The organism is Paenibacillus sp. FSL M7-0802 (genome assembly GCF_038004945.1).
Classification (GTDB): domain Bacteria; phylum Bacillota; class Bacilli; order Paenibacillales; family Paenibacillaceae; genus Paenibacillus; species Paenibacillus polymyxa_B.
Genome location: NZ_JBBOSD010000001.1, coordinates 2138935 through 2157890, shown reverse-complemented (window position 1 = coordinate 2157890; position 18956 = coordinate 2138935). Strand labels below are relative to the sequence as shown.

Here is an 18956-nt window from a genome sequence, read left to right as displayed (position 1 = left end):
GGAGCGACAGAACGTCAATACGTTGACGCTAATGCCAATAGCCTTCAAACAGGCAATATGACCGCATTCCATTATACAGGAGTTCGAGGTTTGCCAACAGAAAAAAACTTTGGGATATACGGACGGTATAGTGAAATCCGGCTGGATAATGGGGAGGAAATAACGATGAAGCTGATTCAACGTATAAAGGAAGGCGCTAATCGCGCAACAGAAAAGGCGCAGCATGCTGTCGAGATTAGTAAGATCAATTCACAAATTACAACGATTCAGCAGGAAATGGATGTTCATTTCTTACGAATGGGTCAGATCTTTTACGAAGGTTACCGTGCATCTGACATGTCAGTGGCAGAAACCGAGATGACACAGCTATCCACTGCATGTGATGAGCTTCAGGATGAAATTGACGAGCTGCGCAGTAGAATTGCAGAATTGAAAAACGCTCATTTATGCACCTGTGGAGCGGTTGTGCCTCTGGATGCGAACTTTTGCCCCAAATGCGGACGCAAGCTCAATGAAGGACAGGCTGCTTCCAAACAAGTAGCTGCTGTGCGTGAAGAGGTGCCAACGGACGTCTATTCTTTTGATCTGCGCAAGCCAGAGGTAGTGAAGGATGCTGCGCCTGCTTATACGGAGTATGCAGAACATGAAGTAGTCGATCGGCATGAACAGGAACAGGATGAGCGGTATGAAACACACGAACCAGCGGGACTAGACCGCGATTACACAGTATCTGATTTTACACCAGAAGAAAAAGCGGCATTCGACGCTGAATGGGAGCGCCGTCGTCAGGAAGAGTTGGAAAAAGAACACCGTCGTCTTGAAGAACTGGCACGTGAGCGTGAGCGTCAGGAAGAGCTGGACGAGCGGATTCGATATTGGAAGGCCAACAACTCCGGGGCCGAGAAGCCGGCAACACCGTCTGCACAAGTACGTGAAAATGTAAAATGCCAAATCTGTACTGCAGAACTACCTAAAGGGTCCAAATGGTGCCCGCGTTGCGGAGCTGAACAGATTTGACGCAGCCGAACAGGCTGCTGCAGGACACAGACATAACGCCGGGCAGCATAGGGGGAACAGAATATATGGAGCGTTTGCTGCATCATCTGCGGAATCTGGGTTTTACGGAAATGGAAGCCAAGGTTATGGTCGAGCTTTCGAGGCAAAATGCGGCTTCCGGCTATGAAGTGGCTAAGCGTCTGGGTGCATCGCGCTCCAACGTGTACGCGGCTTTACAGCGTTTGGCCGGGCAGGGATACCTCAGAACCAGTGCTGGAGAGCCTGTACGTTACAGCATGCTGCCACCGGGTGAACTGACCCGGATGATCGAAGGACAAATGCAGGAGTCCCTACGCGCAGTGGAGAAAGAAATGCCACGAACAGAACCAACCAAGCCGACCTTTTATAATGCGGAAGGCGATCGGAAGGTGCTGGAAAGTCTGACACGTGAATTGGAACGGGCAGAGCATGAGATTGTGTTGGATTTGTGGCGCGAGGAAGCTGAGCTGCTGCGGACAGAGTTGGAGAAAGCTGAGGGTCGAGGTGTGCGTCTGCTCTGGTCCTGCGATAACGGAGAAAGCATGATGGGACCGTGGTTACCGCTTAGGTCTGGTACAGACGGACAGGAACCAGCAGGGCGGAAGTTTTCTTTTGTTATTGATCGGCGTTGGTGCATGCTGGGTATGCGGGGAGAGAATTGCCCGACACAGGCGCTTATTACCGAGCATCCGGTAATGACAGGCCTGCTGCTTAATCATTTTGCTCAGGATCTTATTCTGTATGAGCTGGAGCATGATATGGGCAGAGAACTGTCGACCCGGTATGGCTGGCGGTATGAAGGCATTATCGGCAAATATATGTCAGCTGGAGAATAGCTAAAGATTACCGGGTAGGAAGTTCCATCAGTGCCCGGCATATAGATGTAATATAGCCCGCCTTATGAGGCACGAATTGATCCGATGTAATCAGGCGGCGGTTTTTTTCTGGATTTGGCCCCGACGTAATGCCATGGGCTTCGATAAAGGGAATATGGCCTTCAAAAAGGGCCAGTGCTTGGTCAAGATCTGCTTCGTACAGTCCAGCTACTTCTTCTTGCTGGAGGTGATAAGCTTCCAATGGCTGGTTCGATAGCAGTCCAAACACCGAGCTAACCTCCCGATCCCAAAAAGAGGTGCCCTGTGCGGTACCTTTGCTTTCATACCGAACGGTCATCAGCGGTGTTAATGAGGTAAAGGGAACATGAATGCCCAGTTCTTCCTCCAGCTCACGAGCCGCCTGAGACATATCTTCGCCTGCCGTCAAGTGACCGGCTGCTGTAATATCGTAGCATCCGGGGAAGGTGTCCTTCGTATCCTGACGCTGTTGGAACAGCAAGCGACGGCCTGTCGAAGTGTCTCGTGCTAGCCAGCAGTGAAAGGTATGGTGCCAGTATCCCTTGGCATGTGCGTCTTGTCGCGAGGCTGTGCCAAGAGGGTTGTCTTCATCATCGTAGATATCCAGAAGCTCGCTAGTCATCGTGGTTCCTCCTATAGTAAGCAGAAATCAAAGGTCTACTTTACAGTATAACGTGTTTTCTGTCCTGACGATATGAAGGCGGGTGTGGAATGTGGAGTGGCATTTGGGGTATGCTGGGAACATGAGGATTTGCAACATCACACAGATTTACGATTGAAAGGAGCGATTTTACATGGAATGTATAGTACATTTTCGAGTCATGCATCCGGAGGAACCCAAGGAACTGCGCGGGTTGATTATGCTGGAAAGCGGAGGCAAGCCGGGGATTGATCAAATCACGGATATGTTCAAAAATATGGGCTATGATGTCCGCCCAGACAATCCGGAGGAATTGATTTTTAAACCAGTCGATGTCAGAGCCAATTATACATATATCCGGGTTATTGAACTGGATACAGGTGAGGAAGTCTACCAGGAAGACAGGGATTTGCGCGCGATTTTGGAAAATTTGCTGAATAAACGTTAAAGATCAGGAGAACTAATCGATGGAATGAGATAAAGTGATCCTGTCGCCATTCATAGGAACGGAGAACCAATAATGAGATTGTATATTATCCGACACGCAGACCCCGATTACCCCAATAACACCATCACGCCGGAGGGGCATTTGGAAGCCCAGGCACTGGCCAAACGGCTTTCCAGTCACGGACTGGATCGAATTTATGCCTCTCCTTTGGGGCGGGCTTTGGATACAATGCGCTACACCGCCGACTCTCTGGGTATGACTCATGAAGTGGAACACTGGACACAGGAGCTGGCTCTAAAGCTGGAGGAAACTCCATACGGCCGTCTTTCCCATTGGGATTTGCCAGGTGAAGTGATCCGTTCCGAAATGCCCCTGCCGACTCATGACTCTTGGCAGGAGATTTCCTATTATCAGGGAACGCAGAGTCCCGAAACCTTCGAGCGGCTGAAGCTTCATTCCGATGAATTCCTGAAACGGCAAGGCTTTGAGCGGGTGGAGGGCAGGTACCGGATTCTGAAGCATACCGAAGATCAGGTGGCCGTATTTTGTCATGGCGGCTTCGGGCTGACCTGGCTTGCTCATCTGTTGGAGCTGCCATTGGCCTTGGTCTGGTCCGGCTTTTGGATGCCGCCTAGCTCCGTAACCACGATCTTGTTTGATGAGCGCTCTCAGGAATGGGCAGTTCCCCGTTGCATCGGCTTCGGTGATGTTTCCCATCTGTACGCTGAGGGCTTGCCCGTCAGACCCCGTGGCATTATCACCAATTTCAACTAATCAGATCTCTCACACCATACCAAAACGGCTTAAGACGGTACATCGTCTTAAGCCGTTTGTTGTAGTCATATAGGTGTGGGTTGAGTCAGCGTGCTTCGACGTACCCCTCCAGCTTGGAAGTGCAATGTGCGCAACGGGTAGCGGCTACAGGAATTTCGGATAGGCAATGTGGACATTCCTTGATCGTTTTTTCCTGAGGAGGTTTTTCTTCCTCTTTGCGTTTCAGCATGTTAATCCCTTTGACCAGCATGAACACACAGAAGGCTACGATCAGGAAGTCCAGCAGGACGTTAATGAACTGACCATAGGCGAGGACTGCAATCCCTGCTTCTTTGGCCTGTGCCAAAGTCATGCGTGTACCGTCAGCATTTAAAGGATCGGCAGCTCGTAAAGCTACATACAAGTCTGGAAAATTCATGCCGCCCAGAAGTTTACCAATCGGAGGCATGATAATATCGTTTACCACAGAAGTGACAATCTTGCCAAACGCTCCACCGATGATAACACCGACCGCGAGGTCAATCACGTTACCCCGTACAGCGAATTCTTTAAACTCTTTTATAATACCTTTTCCGCTCATATGAGTGCTCACCTTCTTTACATAAAATCATTTATCTATAATACATGCTATGTCAATGGAGGGCAATTCCCAATTGATGTATTGCACTTTGTCACAAAATCACATGTTCATTTGTCTTCTATATGTAAACCAATAATGGAGGCGATGTATCGTGAGTTTAAGATTCAATCACAGAGCAGTGAGTCCTAGTACATTCAAGGTAATGATGGAGATGGAAAAATATATTTCCGGTCGTTTTACAGACAAAGTATTGTACGAACTACTGAAAATTAGAGTATCCCAAATCAATGGATGTTCCTATTGTCTGGATATGCATGCGAAGGATTTGCTCAAGCTGGGGGATTATGCTGACCACATTTTGCAGCTAGCCTTATGGCGGGAGGTTCCTTTGTTCACGGAAAAAGAACGTGTTATGCTTGAATTAGCTGAAGCGGTCACTCGTATCTCTGAACAAGGGGTACCTACGGATTTGTACAATAGGGTCAGAGAACATTTTACAGAGGAAGAATACGTAGATTTGATAACCGCGGTTAACGTGATTAACAGTTGGAACCGGATTGCAATTGCAACGGGAATGTATCCGGGCATTCTTTAATGAACAGGGGGCTATGCTTTGTCTGGCAAAGAACACAGAATTGAACAAGAATCGGTGGATTTAAATCTGGAGGAGCTGTATCAAAGATATCGCAAATATTCTTTTGCCATTGCTTATCGCATGCTTGGAACGGTTACGGATGCCGAGGATGTAGTTCAAGACTGCTTTGTCGAGCTGAAGAATAAGCCCTTGGATGATATACACAATCCCAAAGCCTATGTAGCCAAAATGACGATGAACCGGTGTCTGAATCTGCTGAACTCTGCGCGCAAGCAAAGAGAGACATATGTAGGACAGTGGCTGCCGGAGCCGTTGGGTGAAAGCGCAGATCTCCCTGCGGATTGGTTAGAGCGTAAAGACATGATATCTTACGCTTTTCTGGTTTTGCTGGAGCAGCTAAAGCCGATAGAGCGGGCTGTTTTTGTGCTGAGGGAAGCTTTTCAATATGATTACAAAGATATTGCGGAATTGCTGGGGAAGACTGAGAGCAACTGTCGTCAGTTGTTCAGTCGCTCCCGTCGTATTCTATCTTCAGGAGAATCTGCTCTTGAGGCTCAGTCCAGTCGTAATATGAATAACTCATCCCGAATAAAACTACTAGAACGTTTTACAACCGCCTTTCTTGCCTACGATGTGACTGCTATGCTGGAACTACTGGCTGAACAACCTGTATTCGTGTCAGATGGCGGAGGTAATGTGCATACGGTGATGAGACCGATGGTTGTACGCAAAGGCGTTCTTGCCCTGTTGACTTCTCGTCGGGTATTAACCGTTTTACGAGAAAGAGATGTGTTCCACACCGTCATCAATGGCGAGGTCCAGCTGGCATTTCTGGAAGATGGAAAAGTGAGAGAAACCTTATGTCTCAGACTGACACCGGACGGGGAGCATATTCAGAGTTTTTATTTAATGGTCAACCCAGATAAGCTGGGATACATTCATATAGGACAGAAGAAGCGAACATGCGATAAAAAGTAATCATCGAAACAGCAAAAACCTTGAATCCTGCTAAGGATCAAGGTTTTTTGTTGTCTTCACAACTGCCGGGCTTGATGAAGAGCCAGATCACCTACCCAGGGAAGCTTGAGCCACTTGCCTTGTCCCGCGCGAATTAACAGGATGACCCACAATACAAGGCCTGCCAGCGTTAGCAGGGAAGCGAGCAGAGGACCGAGCAGCGGAATGAATCCAACAAGCACATGCCCGATCATGAGGGTGACAAACAGAAATATGGATTGCAGCGCGTGAAATAATACAAATCGACTTTTCTTTTCCAGCATGACAAAGGCCAGTGCGCCAATAAATGCGAACAGATAGCACAGGACAGCTGCTATATTTTCATCCAATCCCGTGGAAGACTTATAGACTGACATGTCAGGCAAATCCCCCTTTATAAGTTATCCGTACTATACAAGCTATGAGGACAGGAATTAAAGATATACCCGAAACGCCAGAAAAAGTTCAATCAGGGAATGTGTATAAAAACACGAAAAAGACTGAACGAAAAGGATTCGCTCAGTCATTCACAGGGTTATACACAGGTTTTGCACATGTTGTACGCATTTTATCCACTACACCCTACTACTTGTCCACAAAATAAGCATGGGTTATGCACAAATTGTGCACAAACTGTAGACAATATAGAGATTAAGCCTACTTTGCACACAGATTGTCCACAAAATATCAACAGATTGGTATTAACCGTGGATAAGTTGTCTTATTTAGCGATCTCCGCGTTGTAAACGACGGCGTGGATGTGTGATTTTACCCTTTTTATCCTCATCGTCCTCTTTGGGGATAAGTCGTTCATCAGTACGTCCTTCATGATGATTATCAAAGGCGTATTCGGTCATTTTCCACTCGGAAGTACCCAGAACAACATCAGCGGGAAAATGCTGACCTCTGTGCAAATGCTGCTCATGTCCATCCTCATCAATATAAACACCATCCACTTCTACCTTTTCTCCTGTTAGTGGGAGCAAATCCTTCCCTTTGTGTTCCATAGGTATCCCCTCCGTCTGACTTTATTCTTCGTTAATTTGTCCGGACGGAAGGTCTTTTATCCACAAGCTGATGCAAAATATCCTCGGCAATCTGGTCTGCGGGATGAGGTTTACGAAGCAGCTCAATCGCCTGCATCATCTCTTCGGCAAGAGAGGGGGTGGAAATCAGGTCGAGACAATGCTGAATCAGCTCCTCCGTAGTGCGAGCAATACGGGCAGCTCCTTTTTGCTGCAAATACAGAGCATTATTTAGCTCCTGACCGGGTACGGGCTTGAACACAAGAATAGGTAAACCGGATGCAATGCTTTCCGAGAGTGTGATGCCGCCGGGCTTCGTAATCACCAGATTGCTCGCACGCATAAGTGCTGGGACAAAGTCCACGAATCCATAGGTGTAAATGTTTGGGTGGTCTGCATACAGCGCATCCACTTCTGCTTTCAGTTGCTGGTTACGTCCGCAGACGATCAGTAGCCGCAACTGAGGAAGCTGGCTTAATTGCCGACAGATATCCAGTATGCCGGATAGCACACCATAGGCGCCAGCCATAATGAGTAGCGTAGTAGTCTCAGACTGTAGTGATGGAATTACCTGTTCCTGAACAGGAATTTCGTCGGCAGACATGTTATAAAAAGAAGCGTGAATCGGAATACCCGTAGCGATAATGCGTTCGATAGGTATTCCCCGCTGGGCGGCTTCCTGCTGAATATCCTCAGTGGCTACATAGTAGCGGTCAATATCGGGATGCAGCCAGCGCCCATGCAGATCGAAATCTGTAACCACGTTGACAATAGGCAAATTCATTCCCATTTTGCGGCGTAACGCCGGGAGCGCGAGCTGCGGGAACGTATGTATCACGAGATCCGGCAACTCCTTTTTCAGAGTGATCGTAAGTTGACGCATTCCGAATGAATGCAATACATGGCCGAAGGCCGATTTAGCCTGCATACCGCGCGTGATGTTATAGACCCAGCCGTAAAGCTGAGGAATGGTTTTGAAGCTTTGCATATATACAAATTTGGTCAGACCGTTCAACCAGGGATGAGATTCAGCCATCAGGTCGAGAAGTTGTACCTCGCAGCGTCCGAGTCTTCGCAAACTGTCCATAATTGCCCGAGCGGCCTGCACATGGCCTTCCCCGTAACTGGCGTATAATATTAGAATTTTTGGTGCTGAGACTTCCATGATTGTTTAGCCCCCTATATTCAATAAGCACATGAAGCTCATATCAGGAACGTTCTAAGTTGAGGGAGGATACGGCTGGCAAAACGTAGCGCTCCAGCAGTGTTCGCGGATTTTTCCAACGGCTCACCTTGCTGTCTGCTGTAAATACCACGACTGCGTTCGCTTCTGGCACAAGATAAATTTGCTGTCCTCCATGTCCGTGCGCACACGCGTAGTTGATGCCGTGGAGTCGTCCTGTCCACCATTGGAATCCGTAATCTCCGAATTCTGGATAGCCTTCAACCTGTCGCTGTGTCGCCTGATGCAGCCAATCGGCCGGAATCAATTCTTTTCCGTTCCAGCTGCCTTGATGAAGGCAGCAATCGCCGAATTTAGCCATGTCACGCGATGTCAGATATAGCCCGATGTGTCCCATGGTGTAGCCCTCTGGATCTTGTGCCCAACCACTTCTTCCAAAACCTAAGGGTTCGAACAGATGCTGGAGAGCGTACGTATAGGCGTCAATCCCACAGCATTGGGTCAGCAGCACGGACAACAGGTGAGAATCAACACTACGATATTGGAATACACCGAGTTGGTCCTCCTGTACAGGTAAACGCAGGGCAAAGGACGGCCAGCTTTTGCTGCGATGAAAACGGTGGATAAAAGCTTCTCCGAGCTTTTTGCCCGTCTGCCAATACAAGCCGGATGTCATGGTCAACAGATGGCGAATCGTAATCTGCTCTAGCAGTGTTTCCTTCCGCCTAGGTAAATACTCAGACAACAGCTTATGCACAGCCGTCTCTGGCCCGGGCATATCACCGCGAGCCATAGCTATGCCGATGAGCGTGGAAGTGAAGCTTTTGGTTGCGGATCGCAAATCGTTCAGAGAGCTTACTTCATGCCCATTATAATAGCGTTCCCAGATCAGTTTGCCGTGGCGCAGCAGCAGGAAGCTGTGCATTTTAGGAAACTTGGCTTGGATTTCACGGTCTGCCTGATCAAGTAGGGAGACATTGATGCCCTCCTCTTCACAAGTTCCTATGTTCAGGGCAGACATACGGGCAACAGGTGCAGTGAACAGCGGAGCATAGCGGCGCATCCTTTTCCCTCCTTGTTATGTTTATTTATTTTACCCCAAACACATACACTCCAAAAACCGATAAATAAGGTATACCTCCTGTGCAACAGCTGATTGAGTACCCCAAATGACATGATGCGTAAAAGATAGGTAAAATCAATGTAAATTTACTGGAAAGCTGAAAGCTGTATCTGAATATGTTATAATGGGGTAGTGATTCAGCCAAAAGAAAATCGGTTAATAATAGTGTCAGGTACATGCCTTGTATAAGGTGTTCCCGACCTAAGCTGCAATTAGACATACTACTTCACTGCATAAGGACATCAATACTTTTCGGCATTCTCTTCAACGGAGCACTTATTTTCAACGTTTTGGGAGGGAGTTACATGGCAACGAAAGGTCACAATGAAGTTAAGGAAAGTCTGCGGGAAATGACTCGAATTTTCCGGCCTAAGGATCCCAAAAAATTTGTAAAGGAATATGTGCGAAAATACCGGATTACAGGAGGGTATGAGGAAGAGTTGACCATGGTGGTGGAAAACGAACTCGGTCGCATAAATTCTTCAGTATCTTAAAGGGTTCGATTACCCGAAAAACTAGAAATACGACTTTTATAAACCGTCTATCCACAGAGGAGACGGTTTTTTTGTGTCCGCCGTGCATACAATGGGATAGGTTTAGTGAATTTGTATGCTCAAAGGAGGCGGATTCCAATAGAGATAGCGATACGAACACCGGAGGAAATCGGCTACATGAGGGAGGCCGGACGTATTTTGGCAGATTGCCATCGTGCGCTGGAAAGTCGTATTCTTCCGGGAATTACAACGCTTGAAATCGATGCTTGGGTGGAGCAGTTTTTAAGCAAGCGTGGAGCCACGCCTGAACAAAAGGGCTATAAAGGTTTCCCTTATGCCACCTGTGCTTCGGTCAACGAGGTGGTATGTCACGGTTTTCCCTCGGAGCGGGTGCTTCATGATGGGGATATTGTGACCATCGACATTGTGGTTAACAAAGATGGTTGGCTGGCTGACCGAGGATGGACTTATGCGGTAGGTAACATTAGCCGCCCGGTAGCACGACTGTTGCGGCAGACCCATAAGGCATTGGTACGGGGTATCGAGGTTGCCCGCCCGGGGAGGACGTTGGGGGATATCGGGCATGCTGTGGAAAAAACGGCAGGCTGGCGGCGGTTCGGCAACGTCAAGCCTCTGATCGGGCATGGCATTGGCCGCCAAATGCATGAGCCGCCAGAGGTTCTGCACTACGGTCGTCCCAAAACGGGATTACCACTGCGCGAAGGGATGGTGATTACCATTGAGCCGGTATTTACCCTCGGAACCGAGGGGGCCGTGCTCTGGGGGGACGATGGCTGGACCATCAGCACAGCAGATGGCAGTTGGGGGGCTCAATACGAGCACACGATTGCGATTACAAAGAACGGTCCTTATATTTTGACCTCATAAAAGAGAGTTGTGCCATAGGGAGTCAATGTGCGGGGCGTTTGCATAAGGCTCTCTAGGTAAGTTTTTTCAGGGTGACACATTCATCGTGGTTGTAGAGATTTTTCGGTAAAGCAACAGATAAATTCCCAGCTCGACAGGGGAGGAAACAGCCATCACAATTCCCGCCACTTTGCCGTCCAGTCCTGGAAAAAAGCAGATACACAGAATAAGCGCGAGAATCGCAAAGCTTACAGAAAACAGCCTGCCGATAAAGATAGGTTTGGTATTACCGATTAATATTGACCTTCCAATAAAATATTCCACCCAAGGATAAAATGCGACATAGACAGCCAGTATGCGAAGCAATCCTCTGGTTTCTAGCAACAATTCTCCTTCCAATCCCAATACATTCCGTAACACAGGATCGCCAGCAAATCCGAAGGAGAGTAACAGTAGTAGCAGCGGCGACAGGATAGACAAAAAGCTCAAAAATATCAGCACTTCCCTGCGCTTGGACGTATAAAATTGAATCACAATTTGATGCAAAGAGCTGCAAAACCAGACCAATAGATTTAGGATTTGCAGTCCTACAGAAAAGGATGCCACGGCCAAAAGTGGATCAGTTGTATTGTTCAGCGCAGCTTGGATGGAAGGATTCAGGATAACCAGCACCAGCGCCGAATATAGCAAAGGAAGATAAAAAGGTAGGAGATGCTTCGCGTGATGGATGGTTTGCTCCGCGTTGTCAGGAGGCAGCTTTCTTTTGAGAACCCGGCCTTCTAAAAAAGTAACGACCAGCTCTATGAGAATACCTGCAATAAAAATGGCGGCACCGACTCGTCCGTCATTCGTCCAGCCAGCACGGATCAAAAACCAGGAAGCAATTAGCATCACGATAATACGTATGGACGAGCTGAATGTCATCCATGCCGTTCGGTGCTTGTTAATAATAAGTCCCTGATATATGTTACGGACAGCTACCAATATGTATAGTAAAGTAAGAACCTGAAATACGTTCTTGGTGGGTTCGATCAATACTGGGGACACACCAAATACATATTGAAAGACCAGATTGCCTACGGGCGTCAACCCGATGCTCCAGCCTATGATCAATACAGCCACAGCGACGAACGTACATAAAATACCGATAGAATGAACGGACTTGCGATCATAACCGAATTTCGTGGTCATTTGCCGTACAGCGGTTAACGGAGTTTCCAACAGTAGGCACAGGCTGACGGCGACCGCATAGCTGCTTAATGTAAACGAAGGATGTTCCGAACGAGCAAGCACAGCATTGACGATGACATGCGTTAGTGCAGCAATTAATGACGAAATGCCAAGCGGCACATAAAATGAAACAATTTTATTCAAGTCGAATCCTCCAGTAATGAACGAGTAGTGTAGTGAACGGTTATCCTATCCAACTTCACTAAACAATGAATATTCTTATTATAGATCAAGATTTGGATCGTCGATATAATAGAGTGCATAATATTGGAAACTAGGAGTGGAACTCACATGAACATCAGGGAAGCAACGATATCAGATGCCGAGGGCATCGCCAAGGTGCACGTAGATTGCTGGAGGACGACGTACAAAGATATAATGCCTGCCCAGGTTCTGGAACAGCTTTCCTATGAGCAAAGAACAGAACTGTGGAATGCGAATCTATCCAGTGAAGACGGTCATCGGGTATATGTTGCTGAAAATGAAAAGGGGGAAATCATCGGATTTGTGAGTGGGGGTCCGGAAAAGTCAGGTGAATATCCCCCGTATGGGGGAGAAATAACGGCTATTTACGTTTTGAGTGAATACCATAGTTTAGGCTTGGGGAAGAGATTATTTTTACGTCTGCTTCAACATTTTAATAGTATGGATATTCACTCTGTAATCGTATGGGTGCTAGCAGATAATCCAGCATGTACTTTTTATGAAGAGCTGGGGGCCAAGCTTATAGTAGAACAACATATTATAAATATGAGTGGCAAAAACCTGAACATGTTGGCTTACGGTTGGACACTATTCGGATAGAATACGCTTTTGTCCTTCCAAGGCACGAATTGGTGCGATATTTTGCGTAAATTCCAACGTTCCCAGATAGTGGCCCTCAGCATCACGGATGGCAAAATAACGGATGTAGACAAATTTGTCCTTGATTGGAATCCAAAAATCTTCAACATCCTTGCGGCCTGCTTTAAAATCTTCCAGTAGCTTCTCAACGACATGCACGCTTTGGGGCGGATGGCAATTCTGTACGGTACGACCAATGACGGCTTTCGTGCGCGCGAAGATTCGTTCCTTACCATGGGAAAAATAGCGAACAACATCATTTTCATCGATAAAAGTCAGGTCAACGGGTAGATGATTCAACAGCAATTCCAATTGTTGTACGGATATAATCCCCGTCTCGAATCTCACGAAGCCTTGCGGTGTTCCGGATGTGCCTTCCGTTTGCTCAAGGGCTTCTGCAGGTTCCTCTGCCCGTTCGGGTATCCATTCACGTTCGGGAGCGGTCAGGCAGAACCCGATTTCCTCGCTTTCCCGGGCTATTTTCAGCCACTCATCCTCTGTCAGCTTACTGAGTGCCATCGGTAGCAAAATATTTTCTTCCTTGAATATCATTTCATTCACTTCGCTCATGATATGGGCAAGTGCCTTCCCAATCTGTTCACGATCTCCGTTATATTCGGTGAGCAGACTCTTTGCCTCCTTAATCGCAGCACGAATGCTGTCGTCCACACCCCACATAACTTTAGTTGGACCAAAAATCCCATAGCGTTCTAGATAAGGAAAGACCAGATTTTCTTTGCGGCTATAGTGCTTGTCGAGATCGAGCAGCAGACTTAAATCTTCCAGTAGCTTGTAGATGATTTTGGGGCTGTCGTCCTTTTGAAATTGGTCCGCGTGCAATGACAACTTGAAGTTGACCAATTGTTCGATCTCCCGATTTTCCAGCTTGAAGGTATGAACGGGATGTCCCGGTTGTTCCTCTGGTCCTGAAGGACGGTGGATATCCTCAATGGAACCCTTGAATATCGATGTATGCACGGAACAAAGACGCTGCACTTCCGATACGGGAATTCCTTCCTCAGTCATCAATGCATGCTCCATAGCCGAAATTTCGGCTACGCTTACTCCGCCAACAGCCTCTGCGAAACGCGCTTTGACTTCCTCCACGCTTTTCCCGGCATGTAATTCTTTTATAATTTCCTTTAGCGTTTGTTGGCGTTCCGTTAATTCCTGTGCTGTATGTTCACGGTTGTTAATTAGCTCGCTCATGATCGTTAGCTCCTTTATTTTTGAATGGTAAAACCATGTTGCAAAAACGTGCGTTCCACGGTTTCCATAGCTACTTTTTTTAATGCAATACCTTTGGACAGTGTCATAAAACGACCTGCGGTTTGTAACATGCCAGGCTTGGCGATATCGTGAAAACCCAACTCTACCATAATGTCCTTCACTTCGGGATAACGGCTAACAAGGTTAAATATAGGCTCATCCCAGTGCAGTAGCTTATCCATTTGTTCATCCCCTTGATTGAGAACGTTTATCATTTACAGAGTAGCATAGGTCCTGGCGAGCTTTTGTGATTGTACGCACAATTTACATTCAGGTGTTGACAGTTGTAATTCATGGTTTATATACTGTGTATAAGGATATATACAGTAATAACACTGATTACTGTAATAACAACTTCGTATGAAGAGAGAATGAGGTCGTCATTACAGGCAGTGCAGAAGGGATCAGGATAAGAAAATGACAATCATCAAACAGGCATGGAAGATTACCCGGCACGATTTTCGCAACAATCCATATGTCATGCTGTGGACATTGCTGTTTATTGCGTATTTGGGATTTACCATGAGTTTTGCTGTAAGTGTGCATTGGGATGAGCGTGGAAACTTGAGTCCAGTAGCCGATTTTATCATGCTGGTGTTGATTCCGTTTCTCGGATTCATTTATAACCGTCGTGCATTTAAATATCTTCAGGAAGATTCCTATACGCATATGCTAGCCTTTTTCCGCACCTTGCCTATACCGATGAATGCGGTGATTATGAGTCGAATTCAACAGGCGCTTTTGGCGTTTGTTATGAATAGTGTAATATTTTTCACTCTCTTTTTTACGTTGTCAGCTACGTTTCGGGTATATGCGAGTACAGGTTTCTTTGTATCGTTTGCACTTACCTGGATAGGCTACGGAATGCTGATTCAAGCCATTTATATTCATTTAGAATTTCTTAAAAAAGGAAAATCCTACTTTTGGATATCCATTGTCATCATGCTTATTTGTGGGATAGTTACGATTATAGTTCAAGTATGTGGGGCCAATCTGGTATCGATAACGGCATTTTATAGCAAGGAATGGCAGCTGTTGTCTCCGGTAATGTGGGGAGCGCTGCTGGCAGGAGTTCTGGGTATGTGCGTGTCCTATAGGGTGACACAGCGTAGGCTTATGAAACGGGACTTAACTTAGCGGTATGTGTACAAAGATAGATAAAAAGGGGGGAGAAGCAGGTGAATATACCAGTGCAAATTGATGAGAATAGCGCGGAACCACTGTATGCGCAGATTGAAAAGCAACTTCGTTCACTCATCGTAACCGGACAGATTGCAGCGGGAACGCTGCTTCCCTCCATTCGGGAGTTTGCAGGGACGCTCCGCTGCAGCGTCATCACCGTCCGGCGGGTCTATCAGGATTTGGAGAACGAGGGCTTGCTTCGTACCCGGCAGGGGACGGGCACCTTCGTAGCTCTGGTTGAGGACGATAAGCGCTCAGGTTACCGCCTTAAAGCAGTGACTGAGGCGTTGGAAACGGCGATTGACACAGGCATCGCTGTGCAGATGACAGAACAGGAATTGTGGGAGCTTTTCGCAAAAATGGTGAAGAGAAGGTATGAAGTCCAAGTGAAGGAGTGAGGCCCGTGAAGAACGATGTAAATCATCATGTGGAAGTTCCTATGGGGATACAGATAAAAACACCCATTATTGAGATGAGCGAGGTCTATAAAACCCGGGGTAACCGGGAAATTGGACCGATTAATCTAACCATTGAACCGGGATATGTAGTCGCTTTGGCTGGACATAACGGATCGGGCAAAAGTACATTGATTCACCTGCTGACTCAGCTTATCCACCCGGATTCCGGTGAAATCCGTTGGTTCGGTCAAGCGTATCCAGACGGCATGCCAGCAGATACACGACAATGGGTTGGGTATGTGTCAGAGCAGCCAACCCGTGAGGAAGATCGACTCACAGCAGAAGCAGCAGCGGCTTTTCGAGCCTTGTGGTATCCCGGCTGGGATGAAACACGTTTTCAGCGTCTGATGGAACGATTTCAGGTTCCTCAGCATACGAAATTATCGCGTATGTCCAAGGGAGAGCGCCGTAAGTTTGAGCTGGCTGCAGCCTTGGCGCCTCACCCCCGTTTGTTGCTGCTGGATGAGCCTTCGTCGGGTTTAGACCCTTTTGCCTGGAAAATCATGCTGGAAGAACTGCGGGATTGTATGGAGAACGGCAAAACGACGGTCATTATTGCTACTCATATTATAGACGAGATTAAGCGTTTGGCGGATTATATTGTTCTGATGCATGATGGCAGGCTGCTCGGCAAGCTGGAAAAAGACCATTTGCTCGAAAATAGCAAGGAAATGTGGTTTGAAGGCACGCCAGAGGAGGCATCGGAGCTTCCGGGAGTGGTAGAGACGGAGAGCGAAGGCGGATTGCAACGAATTGTAACGTTGGCAGCCGGAGAGACCAGCGCCATATTGGAACAAGCGGGCATTCGCCCCATCCGTGTGCGGCGTTTGGAACTGGATGATATTTTAGTACATTGGTCTGCGGGACAACTATCAGAAGATGTGGAGATATATACGCAGAAAAAAGGAGCGGAGTAATCATGAGCATGCTGCAATTGAAAGAGGTCGTGAAGCAATATGGGAACCACACGGCGGTGAACGGAATTTCGCTGAATGTGAACGGCGGGGAGATTTACGGACTACTGGGAGGCAATGGAGCAGGCAAAACGACAACGATGCGCATGGTGCTCGGCCTGATTTACCCTGATGGAGGAAACATTCAATATGAGGGCAAGCCCTACAGCAAGGAGCTCCAACGGACGATGGGTTATTTGCCTGAGGAGCGAGGGTTGTACCCCAAGGTGAAGGTGAGCGAGCAAATTAACTATTTGGGCAGGCTGCGCGGCATGTCGGCCAAGGAGGCGGACAAAAGTCTACGCTACTGGCTGGAGCGCTTTGGGGTGCCGGAATATTACGACAAGCGGATTGAGGAGCTATCCAAGGGGAATCAGCAGAAAATGGGTTTTATTGCTGCTGTAGTGCATCGCCCGACGCTGCTTATTTTGGATGAGGCCTTCAGTGGGCTTGATCCGGTGAACGTTGAATTGCTTAAGGATACGGTGAAAGAGCTGCGGGATGATGGGGCTGCGATTTTATTCTCGACCCACCGCATGGAGCATGTGGAGGAACTATGCCGCCATATTACGATTTTGCATCGCTCAAATACAGTTGTGCAGGGAAGTGTGCAGGAGATTAAGGGCCGTTACCCACGTGAAAAAGTTCGTCTCATTACTACAGGTGAAGTGAACGGACTGGAGCAGCTGCCCGGCGTGCGCCGTGCAGAGCCTATGGATCGCGGCTGGATGCTGCATATTGAGCAGCCGGATGCGGCGAAGTTGATTTTACAAACGGCGTTGGAGCAAACGGATGTGGAGCATTTTGAGATCAAGGAACCTACGCTGAACGAGATTTTCATAAGAGAGGTGGGTGATTCCCATGAATAGACTGGGTACGGTGATCGGTTTTACGTTTCGTCAGAAGGCGAGAACCAAATCTTTTATCATTACAACGCTGGTACTGGCCTTGCTCATTACAATTGGTATGAATCTGCCGTATATGATTTCTTTGTTTAAAGGAGATGGGGCAGGAGGTTCGGGCACAACGGCAGCCGAGCATCATCGCTTGGGACTGATTGCTGGGAGCCGGATAGAAGTGGCGAATCAGCTGGAGCAATTTACAAAGAAGCAATCCAACCCGGCAGCCATCTGGGTGCGTTATGACAACGTACAAACGCTGGCCATGCAGCAAGCCTTGAAAAACGGGGAGCTGCAAGGTTACGTGCAGTTCACGGAGCCTGCCACTAAGGGGGACACGTTTCCTAAAGTGGAGTACGTCTCTGTAGAAAAAGAGCCATCTCCTGCTGTAATTACATTGTTGCAGACGGGACTTCAGGAAGCTAAGGTCAAAGCCATTATGGGCGGCAATGCATTGACCAGCGATCAAATTCGTGAAATTAGCACACCTGTAATGGTGGATAGCAGGGAAGTAGACGGTCCATCTGAGGCAGGAGGAGCTGTGGGGACAGAGGAAAAAGAGACCTCTATGATTAACTATGGTTTGGTCTATGTACTGATGATTTTATTCTTCACCTCCTCCATGATGACGGGGAATATGATTGCTGCAGAGGTGACATCGGAAAAAAGCTCACGTATCATGGAGATTCTCATCACAAGCGTATCGCCGTTGACCCAGATGTTCGGAAAAATTATCGGCATCTTCCTGGTCGGTCTACTGCAAATTGCTGTTTTTGCAGCCGTTGTATGTGCCAACCTTATGCTGCCGCATAATAATGTCATTCTTAGCTCAGCCGGGCTGGATCTGTCGCAACTGAATATCGCGGTGTTGGGTTATGGTCTGGTATTCTACATCCTCGGCTACTTTCTGTACGCAGTATTGTTCGCTGCGGTGGGCTCCATCGTTAGCCGTACCGAGGAGTTGGGACAGGCGATCATGCCGATTACCGTGCTGTCACTAGCAGCCTTTTATATCGGTATCTTCAATATCGCCGCACCTGATACGATTTTCGTAAAGGTTGCTGGGTACATCCCATTTTTCTCGCCGACTGTCATGCTGCTGCGGATTGGTCTGGAGCGGGCGAGCCTGCTGGAAATCTGGCTGTCCCTTGGTATTCTGGTCGCCTCCATTTTGTTGTTCGGTTGGCTGGCTGCCAAGATCTACCGTACGGGTGTCTTAATGTATGGTAAACGTCCTTCATTCAAAGAGTTAAGAAAAGCTATGAAGGCTTACAAGATTTAAGAAGCTGTTGTTGATGTGTGATGTGTGGTGTCATAATTAATGAGAATTTTTTTCGTAATTAGTGAGAAATGTAATTAATAAATGAAATTTTATTTAATATATGTTTTGGACAGAGTGGGGGCCTTGACTCATCAGAAGTACCGATGGATCAAGGCAATTCTACTTTAAATGGTGATGATTAATAATTTGGAGTGAACGAAATTGTAAAAGGAGAAAATTAGTGGTG

23 protein-coding genes are annotated in these 18956 nt (G+C 47.5%); 14 read left to right on the top strand and 9 right to left on the bottom strand.

Annotation, left to right across the window (positions count from 1 at the left end; all coding sequences use genetic code 11):
* The first annotated feature begins 165 nt into the window (after window positions 1-165).
* Both MHB54_RS10120 and MHB54_RS10115 read left to right on the top strand, forming a co-directional pair.
* Entirely contained in the window at window positions 166-1017 is an 852-nt protein-coding gene (locus tag MHB54_RS10120) for a zinc ribbon domain-containing protein (protein ID WP_025719789.1), read from the top strand.
* A gap of 65 nt (window positions 1018-1082) precedes the next feature.
* On the top strand, window positions 1083-1871 hold the full coding sequence (locus tag MHB54_RS10115; RefSeq protein WP_340981585.1) for a TrmB family transcriptional regulator: 789 nt from the start codon (window positions 1083-1085) through the stop codon (window positions 1869-1871).
* A gap of 7 nt (window positions 1872-1878) precedes the next feature.
* Here the strand turns inward: MHB54_RS10115 and MHB54_RS10110 are convergent, their stop codons facing one another.
* On the bottom strand, window positions 1879-2511 hold the full coding sequence (locus MHB54_RS10110) for an NUDIX hydrolase (RefSeq protein WP_053324547.1): 633 nt from the start codon (window positions 2509-2511) through the stop codon (window positions 1879-1881).
* Window positions 2512-2683: 172 nt separating this feature from the next.
* Here MHB54_RS10110 and MHB54_RS10105 point away from each other — a divergent pair, with 172 nt between their 5' ends.
* Complete coding sequence (locus MHB54_RS10105; protein WP_023986824.1) at window positions 2684-2977, top strand: hypothetical protein; 294 nt, start codon at window positions 2684-2686, stop codon at window positions 2975-2977.
* A gap of 72 nt (window positions 2978-3049) precedes the next feature.
* Window positions 3050-3751 carry a histidine phosphatase family protein gene (locus tag MHB54_RS10100; protein ID WP_023986825.1) on the top strand — a complete coding sequence of 234 codons (702 nt, stop codon included), beginning with the start codon at window positions 3050-3052 and terminating at the stop codon, window positions 3749-3751.
* An 85-nt stretch (window positions 3752-3836) separates the two neighbouring features.
* Here the strand turns inward: MHB54_RS10100 and mscL are convergent, their stop codons facing one another.
* The gene (gene mscL, locus MHB54_RS10095) at window positions 3837-4331 is read right to left on the bottom strand and encodes a large conductance mechanosensitive channel protein MscL (protein ID WP_023986826.1); all 495 of its coding nucleotides are present in this window, start codon (window positions 4329-4331) and stop codon (window positions 3837-3839) included.
* Window positions 4332-4482: 151 nt separating this feature from the next.
* Here mscL and MHB54_RS10090 point away from each other — a divergent pair, with 151 nt between their 5' ends.
* A complete protein-coding gene (locus MHB54_RS10090; RefSeq protein WP_023986827.1) occupies window positions 4483-4926 on the top strand; it encodes a carboxymuconolactone decarboxylase family protein in 444 nt (147 codons plus the stop codon).
* An 18-nt stretch (window positions 4927-4944) separates the two neighbouring features.
* On the top strand, window positions 4945-5904 hold the full coding sequence (locus MHB54_RS10085) for a sigma-70 family RNA polymerase sigma factor (RefSeq protein WP_028541124.1): 960 nt from the start codon (window positions 4945-4947) through the stop codon (window positions 5902-5904).
* 56 nt (window positions 5905-5960) lie between these two features.
* On the opposite strand, the gene MHB54_RS10080 is transcribed toward MHB54_RS10085, so the two are convergent.
* From MHB54_RS10080 to MHB54_RS10065, 4 genes are all read right to left on the bottom strand, one after another.
* Window positions 5961-6299, bottom strand: coding sequence for a DUF4870 domain-containing protein (locus tag MHB54_RS10080; RefSeq protein ID WP_023986829.1), 339 nt, complete (start codon window positions 6297-6299; stop codon window positions 5961-5963).
* Between the two features lie 348 nt (window positions 6300-6647).
* Window positions 6648-6929: a hypothetical protein gene (locus MHB54_RS10075; protein ID WP_023986830.1), complete on the bottom strand. Its 282-nt coding sequence runs from the start codon at window positions 6927-6929 to the stop codon at window positions 6648-6650.
* A gap of 31 nt (window positions 6930-6960) precedes the next feature.
* The gene (locus tag MHB54_RS10070; RefSeq protein ID WP_023986831.1) at window positions 6961-8112 is read right to left on the bottom strand and encodes an MGDG synthase family glycosyltransferase; all 1152 of its coding nucleotides are present in this window, start codon (window positions 8110-8112) and stop codon (window positions 6961-6963) included.
* Window positions 8113-8155: 43 nt separating this feature from the next.
* The gene (locus tag MHB54_RS10065; RefSeq protein ID WP_071559370.1) at window positions 8156-9193 is read right to left on the bottom strand and encodes a serine hydrolase domain-containing protein; all 1038 of its coding nucleotides are present in this window, start codon (window positions 9191-9193) and stop codon (window positions 8156-8158) included.
* A gap of 365 nt (window positions 9194-9558) precedes the next feature.
* Here MHB54_RS10065 and MHB54_RS10060 point away from each other — a divergent pair, with 365 nt between their 5' ends.
* Window positions 9559-9747: a hypothetical protein gene (locus MHB54_RS10060; RefSeq protein ID WP_007428354.1), complete on the top strand. Its 189-nt coding sequence runs from the start codon at window positions 9559-9561 to the stop codon at window positions 9745-9747.
* Between the two features lie 105 nt (window positions 9748-9852).
* Complete coding sequence (map, locus tag MHB54_RS10055) at window positions 9853-10635, top strand: type I methionyl aminopeptidase (RefSeq protein ID WP_080751590.1); 783 nt, start codon at window positions 9853-9855, stop codon at window positions 10633-10635.
* A gap of 66 nt (window positions 10636-10701) precedes the next feature.
* Here map and MHB54_RS10050 read toward each other — a convergent pair whose 3' ends face one another.
* Entirely contained in the window at window positions 10702-11988 is a 1287-nt protein-coding gene (locus MHB54_RS10050) for a hypothetical protein (RefSeq protein ID WP_254348754.1), read from the bottom strand.
* Between the two features lie 147 nt (window positions 11989-12135).
* On the opposite strand from MHB54_RS10050, the gene MHB54_RS10045 reads away from it, so the two are divergent.
* Entirely contained in the window at window positions 12136-12648 is a 513-nt protein-coding gene (locus MHB54_RS10045) for a GNAT family N-acetyltransferase (protein WP_254348755.1), read from the top strand.
* On the opposite strand, the gene MHB54_RS10040 is transcribed toward MHB54_RS10045, so the two are convergent.
* Entirely contained in the window at window positions 12637-13896 is a 1260-nt protein-coding gene (locus tag MHB54_RS10040) for a DUF438 domain-containing protein (RefSeq protein ID WP_028541119.1), read from the bottom strand. The genes MHB54_RS10045 and MHB54_RS10040 overlap by 12 nt on opposite strands.
* A 14-nt stretch (window positions 13897-13910) precedes the next feature.
* Window positions 13911-14138 (bottom strand): DUF1858 domain-containing protein, encoded by a 228-nt coding sequence (locus MHB54_RS10035; protein ID WP_160788823.1) that lies wholly within the window; start codon window positions 14136-14138, stop codon window positions 13911-13913.
* Between the two features lie 235 nt (window positions 14139-14373).
* On the opposite strand from MHB54_RS10035, the gene MHB54_RS10030 reads away from it, so the two are divergent.
* Genes MHB54_RS10030 through MHB54_RS10010 form a run of 5 tightly spaced genes read left to right on the top strand, consistent with a single transcriptional unit; the run spans window position 14374 to window position 18730 of the window.
* Entirely contained in the window at window positions 14374-15093 is a 720-nt protein-coding gene (locus MHB54_RS10030; RefSeq protein WP_254348756.1) for a hypothetical protein, read from the top strand.
* A gap of 41 nt (window positions 15094-15134) precedes the next feature.
* On the top strand, window positions 15135-15536 hold the full coding sequence (locus tag MHB54_RS10025) for a GntR family transcriptional regulator (protein ID WP_340981583.1): 402 nt from the start codon (window positions 15135-15137) through the stop codon (window positions 15534-15536).
* A gap of 41 nt (window positions 15537-15577) precedes the next feature.
* Window positions 15578-16513, top strand: a complete 936-nt coding sequence (locus tag MHB54_RS10020; RefSeq protein WP_081376928.1) for an ATP-binding cassette domain-containing protein — start codon at window positions 15578-15580, stop codon at window positions 16511-16513.
* Window positions 16514-16515: 2 nt separating this feature from the next.
* Window positions 16516-17418 (top strand): ABC transporter ATP-binding protein, encoded by a 903-nt coding sequence (locus MHB54_RS10015; protein WP_023986841.1) that lies wholly within the window; start codon window positions 16516-16518, stop codon window positions 17416-17418.
* On the top strand, window positions 17411-18730 hold the full coding sequence (locus tag MHB54_RS10010) for an ABC transporter permease (protein ID WP_264454227.1): 1320 nt from the start codon (window positions 17411-17413) through the stop codon (window positions 18728-18730). Before MHB54_RS10015 ends, MHB54_RS10010 begins: the two co-directional genes overlap by 8 nt.
* Window positions 18731-18956: the final 226 nt, after the last annotated feature.